The sequence below is a fragment of the Streptomyces racemochromogenes genome (genome assembly GCF_044129415.1).
Classification (GTDB): domain Bacteria; phylum Actinomycetota; class Actinomycetes; order Streptomycetales; family Streptomycetaceae; genus Streptomyces; species Streptomyces racemochromogenes_A.
The window spans coordinates 1-8,994 of the sequence record NZ_JBBDHD010000194.1 but is presented as its reverse complement, the minus strand read 5'-3'; the positions used below and the strand labels follow the sequence as shown (position 1 = coordinate 8,994).

The 8,994-nt window shown below is 71.5% G+C and carries 7 protein-coding genes, 1 tRNA gene and 1 pseudogene; 5 read left to right on the top strand and 4 right to left on the bottom strand.

Annotated elements, in window-relative coordinates; all coding sequences use genetic code 11:
• The 4 genes and pseudogenes from WDV06_RS34725 to WDV06_RS34710 form a co-directional block, all read right to left on the bottom strand.
• Positions 1 to 107, bottom strand: a pseudogene (locus tag WDV06_RS34725) (ATP-binding protein); the annotation flags it as partial.
• A complete protein-coding gene (locus tag WDV06_RS34720) occupies positions 88 to 480 on the bottom strand; it encodes a DUF742 domain-containing protein (protein WP_267012008.1) in 393 nt (130 codons plus the stop codon). The pseudogene WDV06_RS34725 and the gene WDV06_RS34720, both read right to left, overlap by 20 nt.
• A 152-nt stretch (positions 481 to 632) precedes the next feature.
• The gene (locus WDV06_RS34715; RefSeq protein ID WP_042820501.1) at positions 633 to 1,046 is read right to left on the bottom strand and encodes a roadblock/LC7 domain-containing protein; all 414 of its coding nucleotides are present in this window, start codon (positions 1,044 to 1,046) and stop codon (positions 633 to 635) included.
• A 9-nt stretch (positions 1,047 to 1,055) separates the two neighbouring features.
• Positions 1,056 to 4,820: a nitrate- and nitrite sensing domain-containing protein gene (locus tag WDV06_RS34710; RefSeq protein ID WP_395513805.1), complete on the bottom strand. Its 3,765-nt coding sequence runs from the start codon at positions 4,818 to 4,820 to the stop codon at positions 1,056 to 1,058.
• Positions 4,821 to 5,399: 579 nt separating this feature from the next.
• On the opposite strand from WDV06_RS34710, the gene WDV06_RS34705 reads away from it, so the two are divergent.
• The 5 genes from WDV06_RS34705 (at position 5,400) to WDV06_RS34685 (ending at position 8,989) form a co-directional block, all read left to right on the top strand.
• The gene (locus WDV06_RS34705; RefSeq protein WP_351884180.1) at positions 5,400 to 5,585 is read left to right on the top strand and encodes a hypothetical protein; all 186 of its coding nucleotides are present in this window, start codon (positions 5,400 to 5,402) and stop codon (positions 5,583 to 5,585) included.
• Between the two features lie 88 nt (positions 5,586 to 5,673).
• Positions 5,674 to 6,462: a fumarylacetoacetate hydrolase family protein gene (locus WDV06_RS34700; RefSeq protein ID WP_395513804.1), complete on the top strand. Its 789-nt coding sequence runs from the start codon at positions 5,674 to 5,676 to the stop codon at positions 6,460 to 6,462.
• Positions 6,455 to 7,930 (top strand): glutamate--tRNA ligase, encoded by a 1,476-nt coding sequence (gene gltX / locus WDV06_RS34695; protein WP_395513803.1) that lies wholly within the window; start codon positions 6,455 to 6,457, stop codon positions 7,928 to 7,930. Before WDV06_RS34700 ends, gltX begins: the two co-directional genes overlap by 8 nt.
• A gap of 170 nt (positions 7,931 to 8,100) precedes the next feature.
• Positions 8,101 to 8,829 carry an HAD family hydrolase gene (locus WDV06_RS34690; protein ID WP_395513802.1) on the top strand — a complete coding sequence of 243 codons (729 nt, stop codon included), beginning with the start codon at positions 8,101 to 8,103 and terminating at the stop codon, positions 8,827 to 8,829.
• Between the two features lie 88 nt (positions 8,830 to 8,917).
• Positions 8,918 to 8,989 (top strand) — tRNA-Gln (locus WDV06_RS34685).
• Positions 8,990 to 8,994: the final 5 nt, after the last annotated feature.

The following is an 8,994-nucleotide window of genomic DNA, read 5'->3' as shown; positions in this document are numbered from 1 at the left end:
ACCGCGCCGACGAACGTGGTCTTGCCCACGCCGAAGCCGCCCGCCACCACGATCTTCGCGGAGGTGGTGGAGCGAGCGGCACCGCCGTTAGAGCTTGCGAAGTCCACTGAGCACCCTTTCGAGCAGCGTAACGTCCGGCGTTCCGCCGGCCTCTCCATTGCCCGGCTGGTGGATCGCCACCATGCCGGCCTCCGCCAGGTCGGCGACGAGGATGCGGGCCACTCCGAGCGGCATCGACAGCAGCGCGGAGACCTCCGCGACCGACTTCACCTCGCGGCACAGAGTGCAGATGCGCTGGTGCTCGGGCAGCAGGTTGGACAGGTGCATCGGGTCTGCCGTCGTGCTGACCAGCGCCTCGATGGCGAGCTGGTAGCGCGGCCGGGTCCGGCCGCCGGTCATCGCGTACGGACGCACCAGCGGCTGGTCGCCTTCCGAGTACGAATCTCCGTACGCATCGGGATAGGCGGGGGGCGGGGTCATTGATCCTCCGGGCTGGACAGCAGTGGTCAGCGTGCCGTCTGACGGGGCGGCCGGTGGGGGGGACTTGATGACGGCCTTCGGGGGTACTGGGGTTCCGGGACGCGGTCCCGGTCCTCCCGGCCGGAAGTACCGTCCGGCCGGGAGAGGGGGTGTCAGGTGAGCAGGCTTCCCTGGAGCTCCGCGCGCAGGTCCGGGGTGAGGACGTTGCCGGCGCGGTCCACGAGGAGGGCCATCTCGTAGCCGACGAGGCCGATGTCGCACTCGGGGTGCGCCAGGACGGCGAGGGAGGATCCGTCGGAGACGGACATGAGGAAGAGGAATCCCCGGTCCATCTCCACCACGGTCTGGTTGACGGCGCCGCCCTCGAAGATCCGGGAGGCCCCGGCGGTCAGCGAGGTCAGACCGGAGGCCACGGCCGCCAGCTGGTCGGCGCGGTCACGGGGGAACCCTTCGGACATGGCCAGAAGGAGTCCGTCGGCGGAGACCACCACGGTGTGGGACACCCCGGGGGTGTTGTCCACGAAGTTGGTGATCAACCAGTTCAGGTTCTGTGCCGCCTGGCTCATCGAGCTCAACTATCGCTCCTGCTGGTAAGTGGGGTCGATGTGGTAACTGCCGGTCGCGGGGCCGGAGCTGCCGGCCTGCCGTCCCTGCTGGATACCGCGTCGGAGGTTGGTGAGACGGCCGCGCACGTCGTCCGGGGCGCGCGACACCTGCGGCCCGGCCGGGGTGTCGGCCTGCTGCTGGGCGGTACCGGCGACGAGGTTGGCCCGCGGCACCCGCCGGGGGAGCCCCGAGGTGGTGATCCCGCCCGCGGCGGGCTGGCGCACGCGCTCGGCCTGACGCATCAGCTCGTCGTTGGGGGAGGACCGCCAGCTGACCGTCGGCGTGCTGCCGGTGACCGCCGTGGCGGGCTCGGCCGCGAGCTCCTGACCCCGCTGCGGCAGCGGCTGCTGCTGCTGGGGGGCCGGGCCCTGCTGGGGCTGCTGCGGAACGGCCGGCGCCTGCCCGGCGGAGGATCCGCCGTTCTGGCCGGACCAGTTCGACTCCAGCGTATCGAAGATCGGACTGCGCAGCTCACCACCGGGCCGGCCCTGCGCCGGGGGCAGTGCCTCCGGCTGGTACGCCTGGGGGAGCTGCGGGGCTTCGGGACGCGGCGTCGGCACCGGCGCGGGGGCGTAGCCGCCGGGCTGCGGGTTCTGCTGCTGGTCCTCGTAGCCGCCGACGCCCGGGCCGCCCGGGCGGGCGAACTGGCCCGTCGAGGACGGGTCGAGCGGGCCGCCCAGCTGCGGGCGCTCGAACTGCCCGGTGGCGGACGGGTCCTGGGGACCGCGTACGTCGGGACGCTCGAACTGCCCGGTCGTGGAGTGGGCGGGGTCGCCGGCCTGCGGCATCGGGGCGTTGAAGTCCGGGCGGGCGAACTCCGCCGTCGAACCGGGGCCCGACAGCTCGTCGTGGCCGCGCGGGGCCTCCTGACCGGCCTGCTGCCCGGCGCCCCAGCTGGTGGCCTGCGGCATCCCGGCGGAGGGGCCGCCCGCGCCCGGAAGCTCCGGACGGCCGGTGGCGCCTCCCTGCGGGGGGAGCTGCGGACGCCGCCGCTTGACGGGGGCTCCGGGAGCACCCTGCTGCTGCGGGGCGGGGGCCTGCTGGCCGAACGCCGCGCCGCCCTGGGGCTGCTGCGGACGCTCGAAGCCGTTGCCCTGCGGCGGGAAGACGCCCGGGGCGGAGGCCTGGGGCACACCCGCGGGGCGGGCCTGCGGGCCGCTGAAGAGGTTGTTGTCCTGGCCGGCCGGAGCACCGGCCGGGCCGCCCTGCCCGCGGGTGGGCAGCGGGGCACCTCCGCCGAAGCCGCCCTGGCCCTGCGCCTGGCCCGTCCCGGCGGCGGGACCGCCCTGCGGACGGGGGCCCTGGCCCTGCGGACGCTGCTGCGGACCGCCGGCGGGGCCGCCCTGGCCCGGCAGGGCCGGACGCTGGCCCCCGCCGACCTGGCCGCGCTGCTGGCCCGCGCCCACGGGGGGACGCGCGCCGCCGGGGACGGAACCCTGGGCGCCGGAGGCACCCTGGCCGCCCTGGGCGCCGGCGGGGCCGCCCTGGCCCTGCATCGGACCCGGCTTCTTGCCGCCCTGGGCGACGTCCACCGGAAGCATGACGAGCGCGGTCGTGCCGCCCGAGTCGGAGGGGCGCAGCTGGATGCGGATGCCGTGTCGCAGGGACAGGCGGCCGACCACGAACAGGCCCATGCGGCGGGAGACGGAGACGTCCACGGTCGGCGGCGACGCGAGCCGCTCGTTGATCGCGGCGAGGTCCTCCGGGGAGAGGCCGATGCCGGTGTCGTGGATCTCGACGAGCACGCGGCCGTCGGGCAGCGCGTGACCGGTGACCTTGACCTTCGTCTGCGGGGAGGAGAACGAGGTGGCGTTCTCCAGCAGCTCGGCGAGGAGGTGCACGAGGTCGTTGACGACGCGGCCGGCGACATCGGTGCCGGGCACCGCCGCCAGTTCGATGCGCTCGTACTGCTCCACCTCGGACGCGGCGGCGCGGAGCACGTCGACGAGCGGGACGGGGCGGGTCCACCGGCGGCCGGGCTCCTCACCCGCGAGGACGAGGAGGTTCTCACCGTTACGCCGCATTCGGGTGGCGAGGTGGTCGAGCTTGAAGAGCGAGGAGAGCTGGTCCGGGTCGGCCTCGCGCGACTCCAGTTCGGAGATGAGCGACAGCTGACGCTGGATGAGGCCCTGCGAGCGGCGCGAGAGGTTGGTGAACATCGCGTTGACGTTGCCCCGCAGGAGGGCCTGCTCGGCGGCGAGGCGGACGGCCTCGCGGTGCACGTCGTCGAAGGCCGCGGCCACCTGGCCGATCTCGTCGCGGGTGTGCAGGCCGACGGACTCCACGGAGGTGTCCACGTCCTGCGGGTCCGACTCCGAGAGCTGCTTGACGAGCTCGGGCAGGCGGTCCTGGGCGACGCGCGTCGCGGTGTCCTGGAGGCGGCGCAGCGAACGGATCATGGACCGCGCCATGACGAAGGCCCCGACGAGGGAGACACCGAGGACGAGGAGGATCAGGGCACCGTTGATGATGGCGTCCTGCTGCGACTCGTTCTTGAGCTCGCGGGCCTTCTGCTCCATGTCTTCGAGCAGGGTCAGCTCGATGACCTTCATGGCCTGGAGCTTGGTGTCGTCGGCGTCGTACCAGTCCATCCAGGACCGGTTCTTCTCCTTGGCGAACTGTCCCTGGGTGCTCAGCACGCGACGGGCGTAGTGGTCGGCGCTGCCGATCTCGGTGTTGCCGTCGCCGAGCGCCGCGAGGAGCTCCTCGGGCTTGCCCTGGTAGACGAGTTCGAAGGTCTTCTTCGCCTGGCTCTCGCCGCGGAGCGCGGAGAGGCCGTAGAGGCGGTCGTTCTCGTCCAGCTTGCCCGGCTTGTCGCTGCTTTCGAGGAGCGAGGCGGCGATGACGGCGCGCTGGATGGAGGCGTACTCCTTGGCGGAGGAGAAGGCGGCCAGGGCGCGGGTGCGCTTGATCATCTCCGGGTTGGAGGTGGCCTGGGCCATGTCCTGCGACAGCGAGAGCAGCGAGACGATCAGGGCGTTGTACTCGGTGACCGTCTGCTGGGCGCCGTTCATGTACGCCTTTTTGCGGATGTCCTCGATGCCCGTGAGCTGGCGGCCGATCTGCAGGATGTTGTTGCGGATCGACTTGAGGGTCTCGTCCTTGTCCTCCGCGTTGTCGACCTTGTCGGTCGCGGCGGCGAAGGCCTTGGCGGCGGCGTCGGTCTGGTCGCGGACACCCTGGACGAGGCTGTTGGCCTTGCCGTCCTTGGTGATCGACATCGGACCGGCCGACTTGTCCCGCTCCTCCTGGAGCATGGCGGCCAGGTTGGTGGCCTGCCGGGTCATCGTCGTCAGCAGCTGCATGTGCTCCAGCTGGGCGATGTCGTTGAGCGAGTCGTTGATGCGGAAGCCACCGAGCGTGGTGGCCGCGACGACGGGCAGGGTCAGCAGCGACACCAGTCGCGTGCTGATGCGCCAGTTCTGCATCGCCAGGCGCGAACCCGAGCTGGGGGCCTTGGGTATCGCCACGTCCTGCTCGACGGCCTCGGCCTTGGCCTTGCCCTTGGCGCGGCCGGCCTTCGGGGCCTTGCCGGACTTCCCGCGGCCCTTGGCCTTCCCCGAGGGGGAGGAGTCGGGCCCCGCCCCTTCGAGTGCCGGGCCGCGGCCCGGGGCGTGCTGGGGCGAGGCGCCACGGTCGGTCCCGCCGAGCGGCTCCTGCTCCGCCGCAGCTTCCCCTCGGCCCTGAAGGGCCTGGGGAGACCCCTTGCCATCCCTCTTGAATCGTCCCTGCACTAGCGTCGCAACCTCTGGACCAGGCGCCCCGCCGGATGAGCGGCGGAACGGTGTCGAGTCGTGGGGCACTGACGGCCCCATGGTGGTCGTCGGTGACCGGCGCGTCTCCCTGTCGATGCCACCGCGCTCGGCGCTCTCTTGCGCCACCTGCGCGCCGGCTGATACCCGCGGCGGTCTCGCGAATTCCAGCACAGTGGGGGATCTCCAACAAGGTGCGCGTGTCGCCCCGGCGAGCCCGTCACGTCTCGTGACGGGCGTACTACGCCATGTGGAAGTCCAATGCGGAGGAATCGGACTTACGCCAATCAAAGCTCGCGTCCGGCAAGGTGTCCCAGTCGAGATGATCAGGAGCGGAATGGCGCATTCAGTGGCGCAATGTCCGTTTCCGAGGCGCCAGTTGACTGCCAGTTATGTCCGTATTGCCCGCTCGCGGGTGAGCAAACTCACATGGCAATGGCTATTACCAACCGGTTCAGTCGGGGATTCGGATGTTTAGCCTTGCCTGTTAAAGGGTTGGCGCCACACCCGGCGCAGCAGACGACCCCCACCCCACCAGCGAGCCGAGGGCCCGAAACTCCGATGAAGACGACGTCGATGATCCGCAACATAGCCAACCCCCGTCGCACGACCCTCGCGCACCTCAAGGACGCCGAGGAGCTGCAGGCGGCCCCGGCCACCCCGGAGCACCGCGTCGAGCTGCCCACCCAGACCGCGAACCCGCGCCGCACCGTCCTCATGGACGCGCCGGTCGCCGCCGCGCAGTAAAAGGAGCGCGAAGCGCCGGCCCCCACCGCGTTAGCCTGGAGTCCGCAGACTCCAGCCAGCGGAAACACAAGAGGGGCAGACGCAGCAGGTGCGCATCGCCAGGTTCTCGATCGACGGCAACGTCGCGTTCGGCGCGGTCGAGGGCAGCACTGCCCCCGGCGCCGAAGGCGAACTCGTCCTCGACATCATCAAGGGCATCCCGTTCGCGGACTTCGAGCTCTCCGGCACGAAGGTCCCGCTGAGCAAGGTCCGGCTGCTGCCGCCCGTGCTCCCGAACAAGGTCGTGGCCGTCGGCCGCAACTACGCGGAGCACGCGGCGGAGCTCGGCAACGAGCTCCCCGAAGCGCCCATCACCTTCTTCAAGCCCTCCACCTCGGTGGTCGGCTCCGGCGACCCGATCGTCTACCCCTCCTTCTCCCAGGACCTGCACCACGAGGCGGAGCTCGCCGTGGTCATCGGCCGCATGTGCCGCGAGGTCCCGAAGGAACGCGTCAAGGACGTGATCCTCGGCTACACCTGCGCCAACGACGTCACCGCCCGCGACGTCCAGCAGCGCGAGAAGCAGTGGGCCCGCGCCAAGGGCTTCGACAGCGCCTGCCCCCTCGGCCCCTGGATCGAGACCGACCTCGACCCGGCCGACCTGGCGATCCAGTGCACGGTCAACGGCGAACAGCGCCAGCTCGGCCGCACCGGCGACATGGTCCGCTCCGTCGAGGACCTGGTCGTGCACATCAGCGAGGCCATGACGCTGCTCCCGGGCGACGTCATCCTCACGGGGACCCCGGCCGGAGTCGGCCCCCTCAACGTCGGCGACGAGGTCGCCGTCACCATCGAAGGCATCGGCACTCTCACCAACAAGGTGATCAAGCGTGGCTAACGCGAACGTCCGCGTACGTTTCTGTCCCTCCCCGACCGGCAACCCCCACGTGGGCCTGGTCCGCACCGCCCTCTTCAACTGGGCGTTCGCCCGCCACCACGGCGGTACGTTCGTCTTCCGCATCGAGGACACGGACGCGGCCCGCGACTCCGAGGAGTCCTACGTCCAGCTGCTCGACTCGCTGCGCTGGCTCGGCTTCACCTGGGACGAGGGCCCCGAGGTCGGAGGCCCGCACGCCCCCTACCGGCAGTCCGAGCGCATGGACATCTACCAGGACGTCGCGCAGAGGCTCCTGGACGGCGGCTACGCCTACCACTGCTACTGCACCACCGAGGAGCTCGACACCCGCCGCGACGCCGCCCGCGCCGCCGGCAAGCCCTCCGGCTACGACGGCCACTGCCGCGAGCTGACCGCCGAGCAGGTCGCCGCGTACCGGGCCGAGGGCCGCACCTCGATCGTCCGCTTCCGGATGCCCGACGAGACCATCACCTTCACGGACCTGGTCCGCGGCGAGCTCTCCTTCACCCCGGAGAACGTGCCGGACTTCGGCATCGTCCGCGCGAACGGCGCCCCGCTGTACACGCTGGTCAACCCGGTCGACGACGCGCTGATGGAGATCACGCACGTCCTGCGCGGCGAGGACCTGCTCTCCTCCACCCCCCGCCAGATCGCCCTCTACAAGGCGCTGATCGAGCTGGGCGTCGCCAAGGGCACCCCGCAGTTCGGCCACCTGCCGTACGTGATGGGCGAGGGCAACAAGAAGCTCTCCAAGCGCGACCCCGAGTCCTCGCTCAACCTCTACCGCGAGCGCGGCTTCCTCCCCGAGGGCCTGCTGAACTACCTCTCGCTCCTCGGCTGGTCCTTCTCCAAGGACCAGGACATCTTCTCGATCGAGGAGATGGTGGCGAAGTTCGACATCGACGGCGTCAACGCCAACCCGGCCCGCTTCGACCTCAAGAAGGCCGAGGCGATCAACGCCGACCACATCCGCCGGATGGACCCCAAGGCCTTCGCCGACGCCTGCCGGCCCTGGCTGCAGGCCCCGCACGCCCAGTGGGCGCCCGAGGACTTCGACGCCGAGGCCTGGGCCCGGATCGCCCCGCACGCCCAGACCCGGGTGACCGTCCTCTCGGACATCACCGCGAACGTGGACTTCCTCTTCCTCAAGGAGCCGGTCGAGGACCAGGCGTCCTGGGACAAGGCCATGAAGGGCGAGCCCGCGGCCCTGCTGACCACGGCGCGCGAGAACCTCCTCGGCGCCGACTGGTCGGACCCGGAGTCCCTCAAGCAGGCCGTCCTGACCGCCGGCGAGGCCCACGGGCTCAAGCTCGGCAAGGCCCAGGCCCCCGTCCGCGTGGCCGTCACGGGCCGCACCGTCGGCCTGCCGCTCTTCGAGTCCCTGGAGATCCTGGGCAAGGAGCGCTCGATCGCCCGCATCGACGCGGCCCTGGCGAAGCTCGCCGCCTGACCCGCGACGCCCTTCAGGAGGGGCGGCAGCCGACCCGGCTGCCGCCCCTTCGGCGTTCGGCGGCGGTGAGGACGCCCACACCGCCGCCCCGGGCGTGACGCGGTCCACTCCGCGAGCGGAGTTCTCCGTCCCGCCCCCGCGCGCGGCCGCCCGGGCGTAGGCTCGCGGACATGCCGATCCGCGCCGTGCTGTGGGACATCGACGACACCCTCTTCGACTACACCGGGGCCGATACGGCCGGGCTGTCGCGGCACCTGCGGGACGAGGGGCTCGGGGAGCGCTTCGGGACCCCTGCCGAGGCCCTGGCCCTGTGGCGGCGGCTCACGGAAGTGCACTGGGCGCGCTTCGCCGCCGGTGAGACCACCTTCCTGGGCCAGCGCCAGGACCGGGTGCGGGGCTTCCTCGGCCGGCCCGCCCTGACCGCCGACGAGGCCGACGCCTGGTTCGGGCGGTACGTGGAGCACTACCAGGCCGCCTGGGCCCTCTTCCCCGACGTCCTGCCCGCCCTGGACGCCCTCGCCGGCCGCTACCGGCACGGGGTGCTCTCCAATTCATCCCTCGCCAACCAGGACCCCAAGCTGCGCCGCCTCGGCCTGCGCGACCGCTTCGAGGTCCTGGTGTGCGCGGCCGAGCTGGGAGTCGGCAAGCCGGACGCGGCCGCCTTCCTCGCCGCCTGCTCGGCACTCGGGCTGCCGCCGGAGCAGGTGGCGTACGTGGGGGACCAGCCGGAGATCGACGCACGGGGGGCGCGCGACGCGGGACTCACCGCCGTCTGGCTCGACCGGGACGGGGGCCGGGGGCCCGGGCCCGAGGGCGTACACCGGATCGAGGGGCTCGAACGGCTCCCCGAGCTGCTGGCCGCTGATACCCGTTTTGGAGCACGGTCAGGCATCCGGTAATGTTCTTTCTGCGCCGGGGAGACGGGCCGAGAGGCCGGAAACCACAGGCGCTGACCAAACGAAAGGCCTTCAGGGTCTTGAAGTTCGGTGGGCTATAGTGTAATTGGCAACACGAGGGTTTCTGGTTCCCTTATTCTAGGTTCGAGTCCTGGTAGCCCAGCGCAG